Raw genomic sequence first — 22632 nt, forward strand, 5'->3', positions numbered from 1 at the left:
TGGCTTTGTCTGCGCTGTAGCCGGTACTTTTTTATACCGGCACAGCGGGCAGGGCAACAGGCGTGCTGTTTTTGAGGTGGGAAAAGGCGGGGAGTGTCAGGCCAAGTTCAGGTGCAGGTTGTCGATCAGCCGCGTGGCGCCCAAGTAGGCGGCCACCAGAATCACGATGTCGCGGTCCTCGGCCGTGGCGGGGCGCAGGTGCACGCCTTGGCGAACTTCCAGGTAGTCGATGCGCAAGCCGGCGGCTTCGATCTGCTGGACCTGCTCGGCGCGCAGCTTGGCGAAATCATGCTCACCGGCTTTGATCGCCTCGGCAATCTGGCTGAGGCTGCGGTACAGCACTGGGGCAATGGCGCGCTGCTCTTCGGTGAGGTAACCATTGCGCGACGACAGCGCAAGGCCGTCGTCGGCGCGCACGGTGGGCTCGCCGATGATCTGGATCGGCATGTTCAGGTCGTGGACCATGGCGCGGATCACCGCCAGTTGCTGGTAGTCCTTCTGGCCAAACACGGCCATGTCGGGCTGGACCATGTTGAACAGCTTGCTCACCACTGTGGCCACGCCCTCGAAATGCCCAGGGCGGCTGGCGCCGCACAGGCCTTCGGAGAGTTGCGGCACGCTGACCCGCGTCTGGCCGGTCATGCCGCCGGGGTACATCTCTTCGACGGTGGGCGCGAACAGCAGGTTGCAGCCGGCTTGCAGCAGCTTTTCCTGGTCGGCCGCCAAGGTACGCGGGTACTTGTCCAGGTCTTCGCCAGCGCCGAACTGCAGCGGGTTGACGAAGATGCTCGCCACCACGAAGTCCGCCTGTTGCGCAGCCTTGGTCACCAGGGTGGCGTGGCCGCTGTGCAGGTTGCCCATGGTGGGCACAAAGCCAATGCGTTTGCCGGCGCTGCGGGCGTGGGCCACGGCAGCCCGCAGTTCACGTACGGTTTTTACGGTGTTCATGCAGAGAATCCGTGTTCGACGCCAGGGAAGGTAACGGCTTTGACTTCAGCGACGTAGGCGCTCAAGGCGGCATGGATGCTGTCCTGGCCGGCCATGAAGTTCTTCACGAACTTGGGTACGCGGCCGCTGATCGACAGGCCGAGCATGTCATGCACCACCAGCACTTGGCCGTCGGTGGCCGAACCTGCGCCAATGCCGATGACCGGCACTTTGACGGCCTGGGTGATTTCGGCAGCGAGTTCGCTGGGCACGCATTCGAGCAGGATCATTGCGGCGCCGGCTTGTTCCAGGGCAATCGCGTCGGCACGCATCTGGCGCGCCTGGGCCTCGTTGCGACCTTGAACCTTGTAGCCGCCGAGGATGTTCACCGACTGCGGCGTCAGCCCCATATGTGCACACACCGGCACGCCACGTTCCGCCAGCAGGCGGATGGACTCGGCGAGCCACACGGCGCCTTCCACTTTGATCATGTGCGCACCGGCTTGCATCAGCTTGCCGGCGTTCTGAAAGGTCTGTTCGAGTGTTGCGTAACCCATGAACGGCAGGTCAGCAATGATGAACGCACCGTCGTTGCCGCGTTTGACGCTGGCGGTGTGGTAAGCGAGGTCATCGGTCGTAACAGGCAGGGTGCTGTCATTCCCTTGAAGAACCATGCCCAGGGAGTCACCCACCAGCAACACCTCCACGCCCGCCTGGCAACTGGCGTGGGCGAAGGTGGCGTCGTAGCAGGTCAGCATGGTGATTTTTTCACCTTTGAGCTTGAGGCTCTGCAAGGTGGTCAGGGTAATGTCTGGCATGAAAAGGGTCCTCGTTCAGGCGCTTGGAAACAGCGAGTAACGCGCGTGAGTCTTCGTTTATACAGGCGCACTGTCTTGAGAGCAGTGCTTATAAGGCCTGGATTGCGCCCTTAAGCGCCGTGTTGACGGCAGCGGGACGCCTATAGTCGTGATGGGGACACGGGAAGTCAATTGGATGTGTTACCGCATTGTTACGACGGCGGTGTTACCGCTGTTACTGACGCGATTCAGCAACTTCAGCGGCGTTTTCAGGCTACATGGGATCAAAATGTGGGAGCTGGCTTGCCTGCGATGCAGGCGCCTCGGACTTTCAGTGAGGCCGAGGTGATGCTATCGCAGGCAAGCCAGCTCCCACATTGACCGAGTCAGTCTTGGGGCAGGCGTTCCAGGCCGACGAATGGGCACGCGGCCAACAGGTCGCTGAGTCGCTGACCGTCGGGTAGTTGCAGCGTGGCGGGGGCCAGTTCGGCCAGCGGATATAGCACAAAGGCCCGCAGGTGCATCTGGTAATGCGGCACCTTCAGGCGCGGCTCCTCGATGAGGCGATCACCAAACAGCAGGATGTCCAGGTCCAGGGTGCGCGGGCCCCAACGCTCAAGGCGCTCACGGCCCTGATCGTTCTCGATGGCTTGCAGGGCATCGAGCAGTTCCAGCGGCGCGAGGCTGCTGTCCAGGGCGGCCACCGCGTTGGTGTAGCGCGGTTGGCCCGGGAGCAGGGAGTCACTTTGGTAGAAGGCCGACACGCCGGCGACGGTTGTGCCGGGCAACTGCGCCAGTGCTTCGATGGCACTGCGCAATTGCTGGTCCGGGGCAGCCAGGTTGCTGCCCATGCCGATGTAGATGCGTTCCACGTTTATTCGCCCGAGGCGCCTGAGGCGTCAGCGGCGCTGCGTTTGCGCTTGGTACCACTGCGACGACGCTTTTTCGGGCCGGCGCCTTCACCGTCACCCTTGCTGCCGAGGTCACGGATCATGTCACGGCGCTCGCTGTCGTTGGCGTCCTGGTAGTCGGTCCACCAGTCGCCCAGGCCGTCGGTCTGCTCGCCGGCGCTTTCACGCAGCAGCAGGAAGTCGTAGCCCGCACGGAAGCGTGGGTTGTCCAGCAGCAGGTCGGCGCGTTTGCCGCTGCGACGTGGCAGGCGCTCCTGCATGTCCCAGATCTCGCGGATCGGCATCGTGAAGCGCTTCGGAATAGCGATGCGCTGGCACTGCTCGGCGATCAGCTCGTGCGCAGCTTCCTGCATGGCCGGAATCGGCGGCATGCCGCGGTCCTGCAGGCGCAATACGCGTTTTGGCAGGGCCGGCCACAACAGCGCGGCAAACAGGAACGCCGGGGTGACCGGTTTGTTCTGCTTGATGCGCAGGTCGGTGTTGATCAGGGCTTCGCTGATCAGGGTGTGGGTGTATGTCGGGTTGTATTCCAGTGCTTCGGCGCTGGCCGGGAACAGTGGATCGAACAGTTGCAGGTCCACCAGCATTTCGAAGGTGTCGGCGGCGTAGCCCGAGAGGAACAACTTGAGCACTTCTTCGAACAGGCGTGCCGAAGGGATCTCGCGCAGCATCGGGGCCAGGTCGCGAATCGGCGCGGCGGTGTGTTTCTCGATACCGAAGTTCAGCTTGGCGGCAAACCGCACTGCCCGCAGCATGCGCACCGGGTCTTCCTGGTAGCGCTGGACCGGATCGCCGATCAGGCGGATCAGGTTGTTGCGAATGTCGTGTACGCCATTGGCGTAATCGAGAATGCGCTCGCTGACCGGGTCGTAATACAAGGCGTTGATGGTGAAGTCGCGGCGCTGTGCGTCTTCTTCCAGGGTGCCGTAGACGTTGTCGCGCAGGATACGGCCGCTCTCGTTGCGGGAAGACTGGTTGGTGTCTTCCTCTTCATCGTTTTGCGGATGACCGGCGCGGAAGGTGGCGACCTCGATGATTTCGCGGCCGAAGTGGATGTGTACCAGCTTGAAGCGACGGCCGATGATTCGCGCATTGCGGAATTCGGCACGCACTTGCTCGGGCGTGGCACTGGTGGCGACGTCGAAATCCTTGGGCGTGATGTTGAGCAGCATGTCGCGCACGCAGCCACCGACCAGATAAGCCTGGTAGCCGGCGTTCTGCAGGCGTTCGACGATATTCACTGCATAACGGCTGAATTGAGCGCGTTGCAGCGAATGCTGGCTGCTGTTGAGCACTTCAGGCGTGCTGCGTTTGTGTTGCGTACGACGCAAGGGAGAACGGAATGACTGGAACAACTTCTTCAGCATGGGATGCACTGTTTGAAGGAATGTTCGGCCATAACGAAGAATGACCGCATGATGGGCGGGGATTCTAGCATTTAGTCAGGGGATGGTGTAGGAACAAGCTGCAGGCCTTGCGCCATAAGCCTTGGAAGGTCAAATCGCAGAAACTACAAGGGGAGCCGAAGCTCCCCCAGAAGTAGTTGCGTGCTCTATTTTTATTATTGATTTCGGGCTTCTTGTTTTTGTTGATCGCCCTCGCCATGAAGCTTCACCTTCATGGCACTCCCAATCGGGAGTCAAGAGCAAACGGATTGCTTTGGTCGCTGTGTTGCTGATCTACGATCCAACCAGTTCAGGCTCTGCCTTAGGGCAGTTTTTGTTGTTCTCGGCCTGGTTGCGGGGCAAGCCCCAAATGCAACGCCTCTCCAAAAGAATCAGTTAGCTGCGCCTCCGCCGTGTTGTTTTTGTTATGCGTGAGTCGATTCGTCTTATTTTTATTGTCTTGTACAAAGCTTGTTATTGTTTTTGTACTAAGCATATAGCAGGGTGCGTGCCAACTTTTGCGTCGACCAATGAAACCGGGGGTTTGGAGAGGAATTTGGTTTTTGACAGGCCAAAAAAAGCCGGGGCTTCGTTACCGTAAGCCCCGGCTTTTGTTACGTAAAAATTCAGCGGTAACAGTTTTTTCACATCTGAGGGTGTTACCTGTGGGGGAACACCCTCAACTCTCGCTGGCCACCCCGGTCTTGCGCCGCGGAATGCCCAGGCGCTGGCGGCGTTCCCACAGGCACTTGCGGCTTACGCCCAGCTTGCGAGCCAGTTCGGTCTCGGTCATGTGGTCCTGGTGCTCGAGGACGAAATGCTGGAAGTAGTCTTCCAGTGACAAATCTTCCGTCGGCTCATGGCTGGTATTGCTACCACCGCCCTGTTGCGGGGCCAGGCCGATGAAATCGTCGTCTTCCAGGTCGCTCAGCTCGATATCGATACCCAACAGCTCGGCAGAGATTTCCGGGCTTTCCGACAGGATCACCGCGCGTTCGACCGCGTTTTCCAGTTCCCGCACGTTACCCGGCCACGAGTAATGCCGGATGGCCTGTTCGGCGTCCGGGGCAAACTTGAGGTCAGTACGGTTGATGCGGGCGCTCTGGCGCAACAGGAACGCATTGGCGATTTCGTTGACGTCGGCGCCGCGCTCACGCAGGGCCGGCAGCTTGAGGGCGATCACGTGCAGGCGGTAATACAAGTCTTCACGGAACTGGCCGATCTTGGCCAGGCTTTTCAGGTCACGGTGAGTCGCCGCGATCAGGCGCACATCGACCTTCTGCGACTGCACCGAGCCGACGCGGCGAATCTCGCCTTCCTGCAACACGCGCAGCAAGCGGGCCTGGGCTTCCAAAGGCAACTCGCCGATCTCGTCGAGGAACAGCGTACCGCCGTCCGCCGCTTCGACCAGGCCCGCACGCCCGGCGCTGGCGCCGGTGAACGCGCCTTTTTCGTGGCCGAACAATTCGGATTCGATCAGCGATTCCGGGATGGCTGCGCAGTTCACCGAGATCATCGGCGCCTTGGCGCGCTTGGACAGGTTGTGCAGGGCGCGAGCCACCAGCTCTTTACCGGTGCCCGACTCGCCCTGGATCAAGACATTGGAATCGGTAGGCGCGACTTTGCGGATCTTGCCATACAGGTCCTGCATCGGCGGGCATGAGCCGATGATGCCGATTTCGCCGTTGCTGTTATCCACCCCCGGCTTGTCGGCGGCCTTGCCGGCAGGGCGCTGTTCGGCCGGTGCGCTGCTGGCCGACTGACGGTCACGCAGGATGCGGGCCACGGCCTGGAGCATTTCGTCATGGTCGAAAGGCTTGGCGATGTAGTCCACCGCGCCCATCTTCATGGAGTCTACCGCCGAGCGCAGGCTGGCGTAGCTGGTCATGATCAGCACCGGGGTGCCCTGGCCAAGCTTGATCAGCTCGGTGCCCGGAGCGCCCGGCAGGCGCAGGTCACTCACAATCAGGTCGAACGTGGGAATGCTGAACCGCTCTTGGGCTTCCTGCACCGAGCCGGCTTCGCTGACCTGGTACTGATTACGTTCAAGCAGGCGACGCAAGGCAGAGCGGATAATGGTTTCGTCTTCGACGATCAAAATGTGCGGCATTGATTCAATTCTCTCGACGGTCTCAGTTCACAGCGGACGTCGCTTCGACATGACGCGGCAAGGTCACCCGAATACGGGTGCCGCGTTGGCTTTCGGTGTCAGCCGGGCTGTCGATGGTGATTTGTCCATAATGCTCTTCAACGATGGAATAGACCAGTGCAAGGCCCAGACCGGTACCTTCACCTGGGTCCTTGGTGGTGAAGAAGGGTTCGAACAATCGGTCCATGATGTTCTGTGGAATGCCGCTGCCCTCGTCCTCGACGATCAGGTCGACCGTGTGCTCGAAAGCCTCGGTCTTGACCCTTACCGCGCCACCCGCCGGTGTTGCGTCGCGGGCGTTGGACAGCAGGTTGATCAGCACTTGGGCCAGGCGTTGTGAGTCGCCGTCGACCCAATGGTCCGGATCACACAAGTTGAAGAACTGTACTTCGAAATTGCGCCGGTTCAAGGCCAGCAGCCCAATGGCATCCTGCGCCACTTCGGCCAGGCATACGGCTTCGTCCTGATTCTGATGGGCGCCCGCATGGGCAAAGCTCATCAGCGACTGCACGATGCGCGAAACACGCTTGGTCTGTTCAAGGATCTGCCCGCTGATTTCGGTGATTTCGCCGTCTTCTTCGCGCTCTTCCCGCAGGTTCTGCGCAAGGCAGGCGATACCGGTGATCGGATTGCCGATTTCATGGGCGACGCCCGCTGCCAGGCGGCCAATACTGGCCAGTCGCTCGGAGTGCACCAGCTTGTCTTCGAGCATCTGGGTTTCGGTCAGGTCTTCCACCAGCAACACCAGGCCACTGTTACCCGGTGCCAGCGGCTCGTCGATCGCAGCCTTGTGCAGGTTGAGCCAACGGGTCTGGCCATCGAGGGCCAGGTGCTGCTTGTGCAAGTGTTCGTCGGGCAGGTTGATGAAGCCTTGCAGCAACTCCTTCCACGGTTCGCCCAGGGTGTTCAGGCGCGAGCCCACCACGCGCTGGGCGGCGATACCGGTGAGTTCCTCCATGGCCTTGTTCCACATGAGGATCTCCTGGTCCTTGGCCAGGGAGCACACGCCCATCGGCAGCTCTTGCAACGTCTGACGGTGGTAGCGGCGCAGGGCATCGAGTTCGGCGGCCAGGCCGGTGAGGCGCGAGTGGTAGTCCTCAAGGCGGCTCTCGATGAAGTGGATGTCTTCGGTGACGTAGTTTTCGCCGCCCGCCTTGTAGGGCAGGAAGGTTTCCACCATGTCCTGGGACACGCTCGGGCCCATCAGGCCTGAGAGGTTGGCTTCGATGCGGTCACGCAGACGGCGCAGCGCATACGGGCGCCGCTCGTCGAACGGCAGGTACAGGTCGCGCAGCGCTTGCTCGACTTCTTTTTGTGCGGCCTTGGCGCCGAGGGGCTTGGCCAGTTGCGTGGCGAACTCCTGGGGCGACGCCGCATGCAGTTCGCGGCGTTGCGGCCGGCGCACGTTATCCACTGCGCAGGCTTCGGCGGCGCTGGTTTCTTCGGGGCTGGCGTTGGTGAACAGCGAGATCAGGGTGAACATCAGGACGTTGGCGGCCAGCGAGGCGATGGCCGCCATGTGCCAGCTGGTGTCGTCCAGTACGTAAATCATGTTCAGCAGCGGGATGTAGAAGCCCTGCAGATTGCCGACCAACGGCAAGAGCATGGTGACGATCCACACCAGGATGCCCGCCAGCAAGCCGGCGATAAAACCGCGACGGTTGGCGGTTGGCCAATAGAGTACCGACAGCACTCCCGGCAGGAACTGCAAGGTGGCGACGAACGCGACGATGCCCAGGTTGGCCAGGTCTTGCCCCGCGCCCAGCAGCAGGTAGAAACCGTAGCCGGCCATGATGATCGCGACGATCAGCGCGCGGCGTGTCCATTTCAGCCAGCGGTAGATATTGCCCTCGGCGGGCGGCTGGTACAGCGGCAGCACCAGGTGGTTGAGCGCCATGCCCGACAGCGCAAGGGTGGTGACGATGATCAACCCGCTGGCGGCGGAAAGCCCGCCAACGTAAGCCAGCAGCGCCAGGGCCGGGTTGTTGGCGGCAATGCCGATGCCGAGGGTGAAGTATTCGGGGTTGGTGGTTGCGCCCAGTTTCAAACCGGCCCACAGGATCAGCGGCACCGCCAGGCTCATCAGCAGCAGGAACAGCGGCAAGCCCCAGCTGGCGCTGACCAGCGAGCGCGGGTTGAGGTTCTCGGTAAACGTCATGTGATACATGTGCGGCATCACGATCGCCGAGGCGAAGAACACCAGCAACAGCGTGCGCCACGGGCCTTCTTGCAGCGGCGTGTGCAAGGCGGCGAGGGCGGTCTGGTTCTGCAGCAGCCACAGTTCGAGCTGTTGTGGGCCGTCGAACACGCCATAGAGCGCATAGAGTCCGACGCCGCCGATGGCGATCAGCTTGATCACTGACTCGAAGGCGATCGCAAAGACCAGGCCTTCGTGTTTCTCGCGAGTGGCGATATGGCGCGAGCCGAAGAAAATCGTGAACAGCGTGATCAGCGCACAGAAGGCCAGCGCCACGCGATGCTGCACAGGCTCGCGGGTCAGGATGCTGATGGAGTCCGCCACGGCCTGGATCTGCAGGGCCAGCAGCGGCAGCACGCCGATCAGCATGAACACGGTGGTCAAGGCGCCCGCCCAGGTGCTGCGGAAGCGGAAGGCGAACAGGTCGGCCAGGGAGGATAGCTGATAGGTGCGGGTGATTTTCAGGATCGGGTACAGCAGCACTGGCGCCAGCAGGAACGCGCCGGACACGCCAAGGTAGCTGGAGAGAAAGCCGTAGCCGTACTGGTAGGCCAGGCCCACCGTGCCATAGAACGCCCAGGCGCTGGCGTAGACGCCCAGGGACAAGGTGTAGGTCAACGGATGGCGAATGATCGCCCGCGGAATCATTCCGCGCTCACTGATCCAGGCCACCCCGAACAACGCGGCCAGGTAGGCGGCGCTGATCAGCAGCATCTGGGTGAGGCTAAAGCTCATCGGCATCTTTTTGGCTCTGCAGGATGAAGGTCACGACGATCAGGATCAGCCACAGCAGATAGGGGCGATACCAGGCGCCCGTGGCGTCGATCCACCAATCCATGATGGCGGGAGAAAACAGGTAGATCCCGACGACCAGCAGCAGGACCAATCGATAGATGTACATGTTGGCCTCTGTGTAAAAACGTGGGGCGATGGTAACGGATGCTTGGCAAGCTGCAAGCGCCTTCAGTTCAATTGCGCTTCGGCCAGCGTGAATGTGCGCGGGATCTTTGTCGCGTCCCAGTGCGCAATCCCCCAATCCAGTAGCTCCCGTGGGCTGGCGTACAGCAACTCGGTACCCGGCTGCTGGCCCAGGGCGCGCAGTGCTCTCAATAACAAAGGCGTGGCCTGGTCAGGTGTCAATGGCGGTGATCGGTAGGATTTGCCCAGCTTGTTGCCGTCCGGTTGGATGATCAGCGGCACGTGCAGATAGCGCGGTTGGCGCAGGCCCAGCAATTCTTGCAGGTAGAGTTGGCGTGGCGTGGAGTCAAGCAAGTCGGCGCCGCGCACGATATCGGTCACACCCTGCCAGGCATCGTCGAGCACTACGGCCAATTGGTAGGCATAGAGGCCGTCGCGACGGCGGATGATGAAGTCTCCTACATCGCGGCCGAGGTGTTGTCGGAATTCGCCCTGCACACGGTCGGTAAAGTGATATGCAAGCTCAGGCACGCGCAAACGAATGGCGGCGTCCTGCTGGTCGTGCCCGGCATTGCGGCACAGCCCCGGGTAAATCCCGTTGTAGGCTTCCAGTTGTTTGCGTGAACAGGTGCAGGCGTAGGCCAGGCCATGGTTGAACATGTCGTTCAGTACTTTGGCGTAGGCTTCGTGCCGCTCGCTTTGTCGGACCAGTTCCCCGTCCCACTCGAAGCCATAGCTTTCCAGGGCGTGCAGGATCGCGGCCTGGGCGCCGGGTTCTTCGCGAGGGGGGTCGAGGTCTTCCATGCGCATCAGCCAGCGGCCATGGTTGGCGCGGGCGTCGAGGTAGGAGGCGAGGGCGGCGACCAGGGAGCCGAAGTGCAAGTGGCCGCTGGGTGTGGGGGCGAAGCGCCCGATATAGGTAGAGGCAGTCATGGGCCGGATACTACTGGAAAATCGGTAAACGCCAGAAACAAAAATGGGGCGTTTGCACGCCCCATTCGTTCAGCCCGGCAGGGATTACTTGCCGACCTGTTTTTCCTTGATTTCAGCCAAGGTCTTGCAGTCTACGCAGAGGTCCGCGGTAGGGCGGGCTTCCAGGCGACGGATACCGATCTCGACGCCGCAGGATTCGCACCAGCCATATTCCTCGTCTTCGATCAGTTGCAGTGTCTTGTCGATTTTCTTGATCAGCTTGCGCTCGCGATCACGGGCGCGCAGTTCGAGGGCGAATTCCTCTTCCTGGCTGGCACGGTCTGCCGGGTCAGGAAAGTTGGCTGCTTCGTCCTTCATGTGGTCAACCGTGCGGTCGACTTCCTGCATCAAGTCCTGCTTCCACTTCTTCAGAATATTGGAGAAGTGCTTGCGCATGGGCTCGCTCATGTACTCCTCACCCTTTGCCTCGACATAGGGTGTGAAGCCGCTGAGGCCTGAGGATTGTTGTTGCTTTGCTTGGGTGGACATGAATAGACCGCCTCTCACTCTTCTAATCCATTGCGCAGGATTGCAACGTCACCGACACCTGCCGGCCCTGCGGCTGCAAGCGGGCGAACTTACCAGATAGATTCGGGGTGCGCCACTCCCGGTTGTCGAGGCCCATCGCGCGCGGGTTGCAAACGGTAGCAGCCCGCCATGGCTGGTTATGAGGAGTCTCGAGTGTTGATTTTAGTCGTTTTGCAAGCGCCTGCCCGGTTCATCGCAGGCCACCGGGCAGGCAATAGAACATGTTTTACGGCGCGGGTTCGGTAGAATCCAGATTTTGTCCTCACCGTCTAAGGAAGGCTAATGGCTCAGCCCTACAGTGCGCGCAGTCGCGCCATCGAACCTTTTCATGTCATGGCGTTGCTGGCGCGCGCCAATGAGCTGCAGGCTGCGGGTCATGACGTGATCCACCTGGAGATCGGCGAGCCGGACTTCACCACGGCCGAGCCGATCATCCAGGCCGGCCAGGCCGCGCTGGCGAACGGCAAGACGCGCTACACCGCAGCCCGTGGCCTGCCGGAATTGCGTGAGGCCATCAGCGGTTTTTACGGGCAACGCTACGGTTTGAGCGTGGACCCTGAGCGCATCCTGATCACCCCCGGTGGTTCGGGCGCGCTGTTGCTGGCGAGCAGTCTGTTGGTCGACCCGGGCAAGCATTGGCTGCTGGCGGACCCAGGTTACCCGTGTAATCGGCATTTCCTGCGGCTGGTGGAGGGCGCGGCCCAATTGGTGCCGGTGGGGCCTGAGGTTCGCTATCAGCTGACCGCCGACCTGGTGGCCAGGCATTGGGACCAGGACAGTGTTGGCGCGCTCGTGGCGTCGCCCGCCAACCCGACCGGAACCATTCTTGCGCGAGATGAGTTGGCCAGCCTGTCGAATGCGATCAAGGCACGTAATGGTCACCTGGTGGTCGACGAGATCTACCACGGCCTCACCTATGGCACAGACGCTGCCAGCGTGCTGGAAGTCGACGATGACGCCTTTGTCCTGAATAGTTTTTCGAAGTATTTCGGAATGACCGGCTGGCGCCTGGGATGGCTGGTGGCGCCACCGGCGGCGGTGAGCGAGCTGGAGAAGCTGGCGCAAAACCTCTACATCAGTGCGCCGAGCATGGCCCAATACGCGGCTTTGGCCTGTTTCGCCCCGCAAACCCTGAGCATTCTGGAAGAGCGCCGCGCCGAGTTTGGCCGTCGTCGCGACTTCCTGCTGCCAGCGTTGCGTGAACTGGGGTTCGGCATTGCAGTGGAGCCAGAGGGGGCGTTCTATTTGTACGCTGATATCAGCGCGTTTGGCGGTGATGCCTTCGCGTTCTGCCGGCATTTCCTCGAAACCGAGCACGTCGCTTTTACCCCCGGGCTGGACTTTGGCCGCCATCAGGCGGGGCATCATGTGCGTTTTGCCTACACGCAAAACCTCGATCGACTGCAGGAGGCGGTGGAGCGTATCGCCCGTGGCTTGCGGAGCTGGCAAGGCTGATGCGCTTTCATCCTCCCCTCGAAGAAGGGCGGCTGATTCGCCGCTACAAGCGTTTTCTCACCGATATCGAAACCGTTACCGGCGAGTTGCTGACCATTCACTGCCCGAACACCGGTTCGATGCTCAATTGCATGGTGGAGGGCGGGCAGGTCTGGTTCAGCCGGTCAACGGACCCCAAGCGCAAGTTGCCGGGCACCTGGGAAATCGCCGAAACGCCCCAGGGGCGCCTCGCGTGCGTCAATACGGCACGGGCCAATCAGTTGGTTGAGGAGGCGCTACACGCGGGTGTCATCACTGAGCTCAACGGCTTTACTGCCTTGAAGCGTGAAGTGCCCTACGGCCAAGAAAAAAGCCGCATCGACTTTTGGCTCGATTATCCCCAGGGCTCGGCTTACGTCGAGGTCAAGAGCGTCACGCTGGGTTTTGATGGCTCGACGGTCGCGGCTTTCCCCGACGCCGTCACCCAGCGCGGTGCCAAGCATTTGCGGGAGCTGGCGCATCTGGCGCGTGAAGGCGTGCGGGCGGTGCAGTTGTATTGCGTCAACCTGTCGGGGGTGGACGCGGTGCGCCCGGCCGTGGAAATCGATGCCGGTTATGCCGTGGCATTGCGCGAGGCCAAGGCTGCCGGGGTGGAGGTGTTGGCCTATGGCGTGCGGGTAACGCCTGAAGAAATTTACGTCGACCGACGCCTGGACGTCGTGATGGGCGACTAGAGTTCCACCCACAACCCCTGTTCGTCCTCGCGACCGGGCAGGGCGGTCAGGCTTTGGCCGGCGCAAGGGCCGGCGATGCACTCACCGCTTTCGATCAGGAACAGCGCGCCATGGGTGGCGCACTGGATCAGGCTGGCGCTGGTGTCGAGGAAGTGGTCGGGCTGCCATTCCAACGGGATGCCGCGATGGGGGCAGCGGTTGATATAGAAGTAGGCGACGCCGCCCCGGCGCACGGCCAACAATTTGCAACCATCGATTTCAAAACCAAGGCTGCTATTGGGCGCGAGGGTGGCGGAGGGGCAGAGAAACTTCATTTCAATCCTTAAGTGCCTTGACGTTCAAATGCAAACAATTATCAAATGCCGGCTTCGCCCGTCGGCTGACCGGGCGCTCAATACGATGCCTGGCAGGTGCTGTCTGTCACATCCCTGAGTGCTTGATTGGCCCTGCCCCTGGAAGGAAACCCTGTTATGCGCCTGAGTACCAGCGCTATTGCGCTTGTTGCCTCACTGCTGGTCAACCATGGGGCAGTCGCCTCCGAACTGCCACAACGCTGGGTGAGTGCCGGTGGTGCGCTGTCGGAATGGGTGACGGCCTTTGGCGCGGAGTCGAAGTTGGTGGGGGTGGATACCACCAGTCAGCATCCCGAGTCGCTCAAGGCGCTGCCGAGCATTGGCTACCAGCGGCAGTTGTCGGCTGAAGGCATTCTGAGTTTGCGCCCGCAGATTCTGGTAGGCACCGAGGAAATGGGGCCGCCGCCCGTGTTGGCCCAGATTCGCGGTGCTGGTGTGCAGGTGGAGTTGTTCTCGGCCCAACCGGACCTGCCGACGTTGAAAGGCAACTTGCAGCACTTGGGCAAACTGTTGGGCAGCGAGGCGAAAGCCAACGAATTGTTTACTGGATATGAACAGGCTCTTGAGCAGCAGAAAAGTTGGGTTGCAAAGGCCCAGGCCGCGCAGAAATCCCCGGGTGTGCTGCTGTTGCTCGGTCACGCGGGTGGCAAGCCGCTGATCGCGGGTAAAGACACGGCTGCCGATTGGATGCTGCAACAGGCTGGCGGACATAACCTGGCAACCCACAGTGGTTACAAGCCGTTTTCGGTGGAGTCGCTGGCCGGTTTGAGTCCGGATGTTCTGGTGTTTGCTGATCGTGCCCTTACCGGTGATGCGGCGCGTGCAGCGCTATTCAAGGAAAACCCGATTCTGGCTTCCACACCGGCCGCCAAGCAGGGCCGGGTGTTTGAAGTGGATCCGACGCTGCTGGTGGGTGGGCTCGGACCGCGTCTGCCGCAAAGCCTGGTGAAGCTGTCTGCCGGGTTTTACCCGTCCCAGGCCAAGCCCGCCCCATGACGACGCTGGTTAAACCCAAAACTCTGTTTATCGGGCTGGTATTGCTGTGTGTGTTGGCGACCTGGCTCTCATTGGCCTTGGGGCCGGTCAGCCTACCGCTGGTGGATACGCTCAAGGCTGCGTTGCGCTTGATGGGTATACCGATTGAGGCGCAAGGGTTGGAGCAGGCCGAGTTGATCCTGGGGCAGATTCGCCTGCCGCGAACGTTGCTCGGGCTGGCGGTGGGGGGCGTTTTGGCACTGTCGGGTGTAGCGATGCAGGGATTGTTTCGCAACCCGCTGGCCGATCCAGGGTTGGTGGGGGTGTCCAGCGGTGCTGCGCTGGGGGCGGCGATTGCGATAGTCGGTGGTTCGTTCTTTGGCGGCCTGCCGGATGCGTTTGGGCCGTATTTATTGTCGCTGTGTGCGTTCCTCGGGGGGCTCGGGGTGACGGCCCTGGTCTACCGCCTGGGGCGACGTAATGGCCAGACCAACGTGGCAACGATGCTGCTCGCCGGTATTGCCCTTACAGCCCTCGCCAGTTCGGCGGTTGGGCTGTTTACCTACCTGGCGGATGACGCCACTTTACGCACGCTGACCTTCTGGAACCTGGGCAGCCTCAATGGTGCGAGCTATTCGCGGTTGTGGCCGTTGCTGTTGGTGAGTGTCGGTGTGGCGCTGTGGTTGCCGCGGCGGGCCAAGGCGTTGAATGCGCTGTTGCTGGGAGAGTCCGAGGCCAATCACCTGGGTGTTGATGTCGAGAGGCTTAAGCGTGAGCTGGTCTTCTGTACCGCGCTGGGGGTGGGAGCCGCCGTGGCGGCAGCCGGCATGATCGGTTTTGTCGGGCTGGTGGTTCCACATCTGGTGCGGTTGCTGGCCGGACCGGATCACCGGGTGTTGTTGCCCGCATCGGTATTGGCAGGGGCGAGCCTGTTGCTGTTCGCCGATTTGGTGGCTCGCTTGGCGCTGGCGCCGGCTGAGTTGCCGATTGGTATCGTGACTGCGTTTATTGGTGCGCCATTTTTTCTCTACCTGTTGTTGCGGGGGCGTGCCTGATGCTGCGAGTGGAAGAGCTGCAGATCCGGCGCGGTCACAAGACGGTGCTGGCTGATGTCACCTTGGACCTGTTGCCGGGGGAAGTGTTGGGTGTGCTGGGCCCCAACGGGGCGGGCAAAAGTACGTTGCTTGGCGCGTTGTGTGGAGAGTTGCAGCCGGATAAGGGCAATGTCTGGCTTGACCAGCACGTGTTGGCTGACTGGAGTGGTTCGCAACGTGCGCAGCGGCTGGCAGTGCTGCCGCAGGTATCGACGCTGGACTTTGCCTTCCGTGTCGAAGAGGTGGTCGGCATGGGGCGCTTGCCTCATCAGACGGGTCGGGTGCGTGATGATGAAATCATCAGCGCGGCCCTGCAGGCGGCGGATGTGGGGCACTTGAGTGGCCGCAGCTACCTGGCGCTGTCGGGTGGGGAGCGTCAACGGGTGCATCTTGCGCGGGTGCTCGCACAGTTATGGCCGGGTGAAGCAGGCCAGACGCTGCTATTGGATGAGCCCACATCGATGCTCGACCCGTTGCACCAGCACACCACCCTGCAGGCTATCCGCCACTTTGCGGATCGGGGGGCGGCGGTGCTGGTGATCCTCCATGACCTTAACCTGGCAGCGCGTTACTGCGATCGTATCCTGTTGCTGGAACAGGGACGCCCTCATGCGCTGGATATACCTTCGAAGGTCTTGCTGCCCGAGCCGCTCAAGGCTGTCTTTGGCCTGGAGGTGTTGGTGCAGCCGCATCCCGAACGTGGCCACCCATTGATTATTGCGCGCTGAAGTCGATTTATTGCAGGCAAAAAAAGACCCGGCAAGAGCCGGGTCAAATAACCGTGATTAGCCTGATGAGGAGATAATCTGAGAGTCCGAACCAATGGTCTTTCAGTTATCGGCTGATCTCGCGACCAGTTGTGATAATCATAACGATTCTCATTTGAGAGTCAACCTTTGTTTTTTCTTGCTCCTCAAGTTTTCTCAAACAGGTGTTTGTCATGCCCGCAAATGCTGGGTCTGATCGTGAATCTAATTCTTCTGCCGCGCTGAAATAGCATCCAACTGACGGTTCAACGCTTCCTTGCGCTCCGAAGGAATGTCGTTCCAGTGCACATCCATCAATGCGCCTTCGATGGCATACAGCAGCACTTTGGACGCCCGGAATCCACGCGTCCGCACGGCTCGGTAGGCGTCGACCGCTCCCAGGCGGCGCAGATCGGACGCGCTGTGGATGCCCACCGCATGCAGCCACTGCGCCGACGTCTTGCCAAGATTTTTCAGGTGTTGCAGCTCATCGTTCATCAAGCCTCCTTGCGACGGCCGAATGGTGCGGTGGGTATCGTGACCAGGCAAGCCTGAAAAGGAGTGTAGCGCTCAGTAGGAAAAGCGTAGTTCTTTGGTCAGGAACGGCTGAAAAGCTTATAAGAATGGCGCGAGGATTTTGACAAAAGGCAGGCATAAAACCCCGGCGCGCCTGGGCGTGACCGGGGTTTTGGGTAATGGCATTACTTGGTGCGGTAACGCAGACGGGTACCGAAATTGACCGACATGAGGATCTCATCGGCGGTCAGTTCAGGCGGAAAGTAAGCCCCCGAGATCTGTGCATGGGCCAGGCTGGCGCCTTCCAGTGAGCAGTCGCGCAAGTCCAAACCGCGTAGGTCAGCGGAGCGAAAGTACGCGTCGGTGAAGTCCACACCGGTAGCGTTCAGCTCACGCAGGTCGAGCCCGCGAAAGTCGCCGCCACGCATATTGATGGCACCGTCTTTGGGGCGCTCCTGGTTGAAACCTCGGATGTCATCTTTATGCAGGAGCGAGTAGAGCGGGGTATCAAGAAGCTTGGGCTGACTCATGACGGCGACTCCTGTTGGATTTATGACGCCATTATAGTGCCACTATTGCTTGGTCGTGCGCCCTAAGTCGGTGACACGAGCAAGAAATATTTCTTACAGGCCTGGCAGGCGCTGGCGAATGTGGGCGACCAAGGCGTCGAGTGTCCCGCTTTCATTGGTCTCGACACGATGGCTGAGCAGCAGTTCCTCGGCGGTCAGTGGCTCACGGTTGGCTTGTTGCTCCTCAATGACCGCCAGTGTTGCGTCGGAAGGATCGTTCTTGTCCGCCTGACGTTGTGCCAGCCAGCTGGCGATAACGGCCTGTGGTGCGTTGCAATCCAGGATCAGGAAAGGAGCGCCAGTCGCTTCAGCCACTTTGGCGGCGGCGCTGCGCTGTTCGTGCTTCAGGAACGTGGCATCCAGCACCACAGGGAAGCCTGCACGCAGCACGGTATCGGCAATTTCATTCAGGCGGGCGTAGGTCGCTGCACTGGCGTCGGCTGCATAAATGCCGGCTTGTGGCGTGTTTTCCACCTGTTGTTCACCGAACAGGCGCTTGCGTTCAACGTCTGAACGCAGGCGCACGGCGCCCAAGGCTTCCACCAGTCGCATCGAGACCTGGCTTTTGCCGACAGCCGAAACGCCGTGGGTAATGGCCAGGAAGCGCGACGGAATGGTGCTGTAGCTTTCTGCGAGGTTCGCGTAGTTGCGGTACTGGCGCAGGGTGGTGGCGCGTTGTACCGGGCTGGCCTCGCTTGGCATGCTGAACAGTGCGATCTTGGCACGGACCAAGGCGCGGTAGGCTTTGTAGAAGTTCAGCACTTCAAGGCCTTTGTAGTCGCCTGTCAATTCCAGGTACTGGCTGATGAAGCGGCGTGCCAGGGATTTGAGGCCACGGTCTTCCAGGTCCATTGCCAGGAAGCCGGTGTCGGCGTAGACGTCGGTGAAGCGGAACGGCTCGTTGAATTCGATGCAGTCGAAGATCACTACACGACCATTGATCAAGGTGGCGTTGCCCAGGTGGATGTCACCGTGGCATTCGCGAGTGAAGCCGTCGAGCTTGCGCTGGGCGAGCAAGGGCTTGAGACGCTCGAAACTGCTTTCGGCCCAGGCTTGCAGGGCTTCGAGTTGAACCAGGTCGGCCTTGTCGCTAAGGAACGGGCGGATCTGTTCGAAGTTCTGCCGCACCGGTGCCATCACTTCGTCCGGTGTACCGGCCGGGTGATCCTGCGGCACTTTCGGGGCTGTCAGGTGAAAGTGTGCAATCTGTTTGGCCATCTCATCGATGTGCGCGCTGGTCAGTTCGCCATTGGCTTGCAAGGTGCTGAGCAGTTGGCTTTGTGGGAACTGGCGCATTTTCAGCGCGTACTCGATCACCGGGCCTTCACCGCCCAATTGCGGGGCTTCGGCGGTACCGGTAATCGGCAGCACTTCAAGATACAAATCTTCGGTCAGGCGCCCGTTCAGGCGCAGTTCTTCGTTGCAGAAGTGGCCGCGGTCTTCCAGGGCCGTGAAGTTGAGAAAGCCGAAGTTCATCGGCTTCTTCAATTTATAGGCGTAGGGGCCGGTCAGGATCACCCAGGAGATATGGGTTTCGATGACTTGAAACGCTTCAACCGGGTGTGGGTATAAAGCGGGGTTTTGCAGGGCAGCGATCAGGGACTGGCTCACGGGCGATCCTTCAAAGTCGGGGGGAAATCATGGCGGGCATTATGGCCGCTACGAGCGGTCGTGCAAACCGCTGTCCGGCTCATGTTGATGATCAATAAAGTGCGTATAATCCGCCGCCATGACTCGAACCCGATCTCCCCGTTCCCGTAAAAAACCTCCTTCCCGCGGCCTGCGCCCTTGGCTGGGCTGGGCGCTCAAGCTCGGCCTGGTCGGCCTTGTGGTGCTCGCCGGCTTTGCGGTGTACCTCGATGCCGTGGTGCAGGAGAAGTTCTCTGGCAAGCGCTGGACCATCCCGGCCAAGGTGTATGCACGCCCGCTGGAGCTGTTTACCGGCCAGAAGCTGAGCAAGGATGACTTTCTCACTGAGCTGGATGCACTGGGCTACCGCCGCGAACCCGTGAGCAATGGCCCGGGCGCGGCGGCGGTCAGCGGTAACACCGTCGACCTGAACACCCGAGGCTTCCAGTTCTATGAAGGCCTGGAGAAAGCCCAGCCGGTGCGCGTGCGCTTCTCTGGTGATTATGTTGCCGAGCTGTCGTCCCTCAATGGCTCGAAACTGCCAGTGGTGCGCCTTGAACCGCTGCTGATCGGCGGCATTTATCCCAAGAATCTTGAAGACCGCATCCTCATCAAGCTCGATCAGGTTCCGCCGTACCTGCTGGAGACGTTGGTTGCGGTGGAAGACCGCGATTTCTACAGCCACTGGGGCGTTTCGCCCAAGTCGATTGCCCGGGCCATCTGGGTGAACACCTCCGGCGGCAAAATGACCCAGGGCGGCAGTACGCTGACCCAGCAGTTGGTCAAGAACTTCTACCTCACCAACGAACGCAGCCTGACCCGCAAACTGACCGAAGCGATGATGGCGATGCTGCTTGAGCTGCACTACAGCAAGCAGGAAATTCTCGAGGCGTACCTCAACGAAGTATTCGTCGGCCAGGACGGCCAACGGGCCGTGCATGGTTTCGGCCTGGCCAGTCAGTTCTTTTTTGGCCAGCCGCTGTCCGAGCTGAAGCTGCATCAGGTGGCGTTGCTGGTCGGCATGGTCAAGGGGCCGTCCTATTACAACCCACGTCGAAATCCTGAGCGTGCGCTGGAGCGTCGCAACCTGGTGCTCGATGTGCTTGAACAGCAGGGCGTGGCCACGGCTGAGCAGGTGGCGGCGGCGAAGAAGATGCCGTTGGGCGTTACCACGCGCGGCAAGCTGGCGGACAGTTCCTTCCCCGGCTTCATCGACCTGGTCAAACGCCAGTTGCGTGAAGACTACCGCGACGAAGACTTGACCGAAGAAGGCCTGCGGATCTTCACCAGCTTCGACCCGATCCTGCAGATGAAGGCCGAGGCGTCGGTCAATGACACCTTCAAGCGAATGACGGGCCGTAAGGGCATCGATGACGTCGAAGCGGCCATGGTCGTGACCAACCCGGAAACCGGTGAAGTCCAGGCCATGATCGGCAGTCGCCAGGCCAGTTTTGCCGGGTTCAACCGTGCGCTGGACGCTGTGCGGCCGATCGGCTCGCTGGTCAAGCCGGCGGTTTACCTTACTGCGTTGGAAAAACCGAGCAAATACACTCTTACCAGTTGGCTGTCGGATGACCCGTTATCGGTCAAATTGGCAGATGGCCAGGTGTGGACGCCGAAAAACTTCGAGCGTCGCTCCAACGGTACGATTTTCCTCTATCAGGGATTGGCGCATTCCTACAACATTTCCACGTCGCGCCTCGGGCTTGAAGTCGGCGTGCCGAATGTGTTGAAAACCCTCGGACGCCTAGGCATCAACCGCGAGTTCCCGGCGTTCCCATCAATGCTGCTGGGCGCCGGCGCTATGACGCCGATGGAAGTCACTACGATGTACCAGACGATCGCCAACGGTGGGTTCAATACACCGATGCGCGGCATTCGCAGTGTGCTGACCGCTGAGGGCGAACCGCTCAAGCGTTACCCGTTCCAGATTCAGCAGCGCTTTGATGCAGGCTCTATCTACCTGATCCAGAACGCGATGCAGCGCGTGATGCGTGAAGGCACCGGCAGCTCTGTTTATAAAGTGCTGCCGTCCAACCTGACCTTGGCGGGCAAGACCGGCACCAGTAACGACTCGCGTGACAGCTGGTTCGCCGGTTTCGGCCAGGATGTGCTGGCGGTGGTCTGGATGGGGCGTGACGACAACGGCAAGACGCCGTTCACGGGTGCGACGGGCGCGTTGCAGGTGTGGACAAGTTTCATGCGCAAAGCCGACCCGCTGCCGCTTAATATGCCGCAGCCGGATAACATCGTGCAGGCGTGGATCGATCCGCACACAGGGCAGGGCTCTGATGCCAACTGCCCGGGTGCGGTGCAGATGCCGTATATTCGCGGCAGCGAGCCACCTGCCGGCCCCGCCTGCGGTAGCGGTGCCCCTGCCAGTGCGGAGTCGGTGATGGATTGGGTCAAGGGCTGGATGAATTAAGCAAAGAGGGTTTCAAGTGAACAAGTGGTGGATTCCAGCTATTACAGCTCTGGCTTTGCTCAACGGTTGCGCCAGCGTGCAGCGCGGTTCGATTCCGGTGGTGGACTCAAGCACGACCGTCTCCAACAACGATCGCATCTCGGCCAATGGCGGTTTCCGCCAGACCGTGACGAACCGTCCTGCCCAAGCCAGGCCTCAAGCCATGCCGCAGGATTCCGGCGTGGTGGTGATGGTGCCGGGTGGTGGCGCTGCCACATCGACGCCGATCAGTGCCGAGCCATGGACGCCTGGGCCAAGCACATCGGGGCCGATCGATTCCACGCCGATTCAAACGGCGCCGATCAACCAGGGCACCTACACCATGCCGTCGACGCCGAGCGGTATTCCGTCTTCGTCCAACGCCGGCGGCCTCTCGGCTGACGAGCAACTGGACGGCCCGGTGCTGGCATTGCTTACTACCGCCCAGCAGCAGCAGGCGGGTGGTGACCTGAATGGCGCCTCGTCGAGCCTGGAGCGCGCCCAGCGCGTGGCGCCGCGTGAACCGCAAGTCCTGTATCGCCTGGCTCAGGTGCGCATGGCCCAGGGGGATGCACCGCAAGCCGAGCAATTTGCCCGTCGCGGCCTGTCCCTGGCCAACGGTCGCCCTGATCTGCAAGCCAATCTGTGGGCCTTGATCGGTGATGCACGTGCCGCCCAGGGTGATGCTGCCGGTGCCGCCCAGGCTCGACAAAAAGCCAAGGTCAGCCTCTGATGGATGCACGGTTTCCAGCAATTGCCGAACAGTTGTTGCTGATCGAGCGCGAGTTGCGCGTGCAAGGCTGGTGGGACGAAGTGTCCCCCAGCGTCGAGGCGCTCAGCAGTGTCGAGCCGTTTTCGGTCGATACCCTGGATTTTCACCAGTGGCTGCAATGGATCTTCCTGGTGCGTATGAAGCAGATCCTCGAACAGGACCTGCCATTGCCCAACGCGTCGGGGATCCTGGAGATGGCCGAGATGGTCTACGCCGATCGCCCGCAAGAGAGCCTTGGCTTGCGTAACGCGCTGAAAAAGTTCGATCAACTGATCGTCGACGCTCGTTAATTGCCTGACTGCCGGTTTTTCCGGCAGTCTTGCGCACATTTCTACCGCTTGACGACATTCAGGCGAGTTTTATCCCTCCTCAAAGCCCTTTCTTCTACGTTCTCATGCGCTTAGTTGGAAAAAAGCGCAATTATTGCTTGACTTGAAGGGCCTGAAACAGAAGAATCCAAAGTCCGCTGTATCGGGACTGCCAGAAGCAGGCCCGCTCAGCAGATCATGAGGCGCACATCCGCGCCGACCTGTAACACCCGCAACGCGTTACCTCGCGCTGGGTGGGAAAAGCCCGCAACACT

Annotated in this window: 21 protein-coding genes; 8 read left to right on the top strand and 13 right to left on the bottom strand. The window is 60.9% G+C overall.

The features are described from left to right. Positions 1-96: 96 nt before the first annotated feature. The 9 genes from panC to dksA all read right to left on the bottom strand — a co-directional run bounded on the left by panC (position 97) and on the right by dksA (position 10745). Positions 97-948, bottom strand: coding sequence for a pantoate--beta-alanine ligase (panC, locus tag HX803_RS05785; RefSeq protein ID WP_178919556.1), 852 nt, complete (start codon positions 946-948; stop codon positions 97-99). Then, the gene (panB, locus tag HX803_RS05790) at positions 945-1745 is read right to left on the bottom strand and encodes a 3-methyl-2-oxobutanoate hydroxymethyltransferase (RefSeq protein WP_176998413.1); all 801 of its coding nucleotides are present in this window, start codon (positions 1743-1745) and stop codon (positions 945-947) included. Before panB ends, panC begins: the two co-directional genes overlap by 4 nt. 365 nt (positions 1746-2110) lie before the next feature. Further along, positions 2111-2596, bottom strand: coding sequence for a 2-amino-4-hydroxy-6-hydroxymethyldihydropteridine diphosphokinase (gene folK, locus HX803_RS05795; protein WP_178919557.1), 486 nt, complete (start codon positions 2594-2596; stop codon positions 2111-2113). A gap of 2 nt (positions 2597-2598) precedes the next feature. Beyond that, positions 2599-4002, bottom strand: a complete 1404-nt coding sequence (locus HX803_RS05800) for a polynucleotide adenylyltransferase PcnB (RefSeq protein WP_178919558.1) — start codon at positions 4000-4002, stop codon at positions 2599-2601. A 697-nt stretch (positions 4003-4699) separates the two neighbouring features. Next, positions 4700-6130 (bottom strand): sigma-54 dependent transcriptional regulator, encoded by a 1431-nt coding sequence (locus HX803_RS05805; protein ID WP_178919559.1) that lies wholly within the window; start codon positions 6128-6130, stop codon positions 4700-4702. 22 nt (positions 6131-6152) lie between these two features. Next, a complete protein-coding gene (locus HX803_RS05810; protein ID WP_176998409.1) occupies positions 6153-9107 on the bottom strand; it encodes a sensor histidine kinase in 2955 nt (984 codons plus the stop codon). Next, positions 9091-9267 carry a hypothetical protein gene (locus HX803_RS05815; protein ID WP_003176118.1) on the bottom strand — a complete coding sequence of 59 codons (177 nt, stop codon included), beginning with the start codon at positions 9265-9267 and terminating at the stop codon, positions 9091-9093. The genes HX803_RS05810 and HX803_RS05815 overlap by 17 nt, the downstream gene beginning before the upstream one ends. Positions 9268-9329: 62 nt before the next feature. Then, positions 9330-10217: a tRNA glutamyl-Q(34) synthetase GluQRS gene (gene gluQRS / locus HX803_RS05820; protein ID WP_178919560.1), complete on the bottom strand. Its 888-nt coding sequence runs from the start codon at positions 10215-10217 to the stop codon at positions 9330-9332. A gap of 84 nt (positions 10218-10301) precedes the next feature. After that, complete coding sequence (gene dksA / locus HX803_RS05825) at positions 10302-10745, bottom strand: RNA polymerase-binding protein DksA (RefSeq protein WP_065910298.1); 444 nt, start codon at positions 10743-10745, stop codon at positions 10302-10304. A 321-nt stretch (positions 10746-11066) separates the two neighbouring features. Between dksA and HX803_RS05830 the strand changes: the two genes are divergently transcribed. Both HX803_RS05830 and sfsA read left to right on the top strand, forming a co-directional pair. Continuing rightward, positions 11067-12239: a pyridoxal phosphate-dependent aminotransferase gene (locus HX803_RS05830; RefSeq protein ID WP_178919561.1), complete on the top strand. Its 1173-nt coding sequence runs from the start codon at positions 11067-11069 to the stop codon at positions 12237-12239. Then, positions 12239-12952, top strand: coding sequence for a DNA/RNA nuclease SfsA (gene sfsA / locus HX803_RS05835; RefSeq protein WP_178919562.1), 714 nt, complete (start codon positions 12239-12241; stop codon positions 12950-12952). The genes HX803_RS05830 and sfsA overlap by 1 nt, the downstream gene beginning before the upstream one ends. Here sfsA and HX803_RS05840 read toward each other — a convergent pair. Beyond that, positions 12949-13266 (bottom strand): Rieske 2Fe-2S domain-containing protein, encoded by a 318-nt coding sequence (locus tag HX803_RS05840; protein WP_178919563.1) that lies wholly within the window; start codon positions 13264-13266, stop codon positions 12949-12951. The genes sfsA and HX803_RS05840 overlap by 4 nt on opposite strands. A 156-nt stretch (positions 13267-13422) precedes the next feature. Between HX803_RS05840 and HX803_RS05845 the strand changes: the two genes are divergently transcribed. Genes HX803_RS05845 through HX803_RS05855 form a run of 3 tightly spaced genes read left to right on the top strand, consistent with a single transcriptional unit; the run spans position 13423 to position 16102 of the window. Further along, positions 13423-14301: a hemin ABC transporter substrate-binding protein gene (locus tag HX803_RS05845; protein ID WP_178919564.1), complete on the top strand. Its 879-nt coding sequence runs from the start codon at positions 13423-13425 to the stop codon at positions 14299-14301. Positions 14302-14351: 50 nt separating this feature from the next. Continuing rightward, complete coding sequence (locus HX803_RS05850) at positions 14352-15335, top strand: iron ABC transporter permease (protein WP_178919582.1); 984 nt, start codon at positions 14352-14354, stop codon at positions 15333-15335. After that, the gene (locus HX803_RS05855; protein ID WP_178919565.1) at positions 15335-16102 is read left to right on the top strand and encodes a heme ABC transporter ATP-binding protein; all 768 of its coding nucleotides are present in this window, start codon (positions 15335-15337) and stop codon (positions 16100-16102) included. The genes HX803_RS05850 and HX803_RS05855 overlap by 1 nt, the downstream gene beginning before the upstream one ends. Positions 16103-16345: 243 nt before the next feature. Here HX803_RS05855 and HX803_RS05860 read toward each other — a convergent pair whose 3' ends face one another. From HX803_RS05860 to HX803_RS05870, 3 genes are all read right to left on the bottom strand, one after another. After that, the gene (locus tag HX803_RS05860; protein ID WP_176998402.1) at positions 16346-16618 is read right to left on the bottom strand and encodes a TfoX/Sxy family protein; all 273 of its coding nucleotides are present in this window, start codon (positions 16616-16618) and stop codon (positions 16346-16348) included. Between the two features lie 203 nt (positions 16619-16821). Next, positions 16822-17166: a pentapeptide repeat-containing protein gene (locus HX803_RS05865; RefSeq protein WP_178919566.1), complete on the bottom strand. Its 345-nt coding sequence runs from the start codon at positions 17164-17166 to the stop codon at positions 16822-16824. A gap of 93 nt (positions 17167-17259) precedes the next feature. Continuing rightward, positions 17260-18816, bottom strand: coding sequence for a bifunctional aminoglycoside phosphotransferase/ATP-binding protein (locus HX803_RS05870; RefSeq protein WP_178919567.1), 1557 nt, complete (start codon positions 18814-18816; stop codon positions 17260-17262). A 118-nt stretch (positions 18817-18934) separates the two neighbouring features. Between HX803_RS05870 and mrcB the strand changes: the two genes are divergently transcribed. Genes mrcB through HX803_RS05885 form a run of 3 tightly spaced genes read left to right on the top strand, consistent with a single transcriptional unit; the run spans position 18935 to position 22339 of the window. Continuing rightward, complete coding sequence (mrcB, locus tag HX803_RS05875; RefSeq protein WP_178919568.1) at positions 18935-21259, top strand: penicillin-binding protein 1B; 2325 nt, start codon at positions 18935-18937, stop codon at positions 21257-21259. 16 nt (positions 21260-21275) lie between these two features. Beyond that, complete coding sequence (locus tag HX803_RS05880; RefSeq protein WP_178919569.1) at positions 21276-22010, top strand: tetratricopeptide repeat protein; 735 nt, start codon at positions 21276-21278, stop codon at positions 22008-22010. After that, positions 22010-22339: a YqcC family protein gene (locus HX803_RS05885; RefSeq protein ID WP_178919570.1), complete on the top strand. Its 330-nt coding sequence runs from the start codon at positions 22010-22012 to the stop codon at positions 22337-22339. The genes HX803_RS05880 and HX803_RS05885 overlap by 1 nt, the downstream gene beginning before the upstream one ends. Positions 22340-22632 lie beyond the last annotated feature (293 nt).

The sequence above is a fragment of the Pseudomonas sp. P7548 genome (assembly GCF_013386585.1).
GTDB lineage: Bacteria > Pseudomonadota > Gammaproteobacteria > Pseudomonadales > Pseudomonadaceae > Aquipseudomonas.